Origin of the sequence: Paenibacillus anaericanus, assembly GCF_003994475.1 — a bacterium.
GTDB lineage: Bacteria > Bacillota > Bacilli > Paenibacillales > Paenibacillaceae > Fontibacillus > Fontibacillus anaericanus.
The window spans coordinates 1-350 of sequence record NZ_RZNY01000091.1; the positions used below are offsets into that span (position 1 = coordinate 1).

1 protein-coding gene is annotated in these 350 nt (G+C 42.9%); it reads left to right on the plus strand.

Features of this window, described 5'->3' with window-relative positions; translation table 11 throughout:
* Positions 1 to 350 (plus strand): IS3 family transposase (locus tag EJP82_RS27825; protein WP_148125769.1); only part of this gene is annotated, 350 nt, incomplete at both ends.

A 350-nucleotide genomic window follows, 5' to 3' on the forward strand; every position in this document is an offset into this window, starting at 1 on the left:
CAGCAAACCAAAGAACTGAGATTTCAGTTCATCGAGAATAGCCGCTCCGAGTTTCGATTGGAGAAGATGTGCGATGTACTTAACGTTTCCCGGAGCGGTTATTACAAATGGAGAAACCATGAGATAAGCCAACAAGAGTTGCGGAAAAACCAAGTGTTAGAGCGGATCCGCTACCATTTCAGTGACTCAGAAGAGCGTTATGGTGCACCAAAGATCACATTTTTACTGAACAAAGACGGGTATAACGTGACGGAACGAACGGTAGGTGTATATATGAAAGAACTCGGTTTACGTTCTTGTGTTTCACGGAAGTACAAAGTACAAACTACCGATTCTAATCATGATATGGC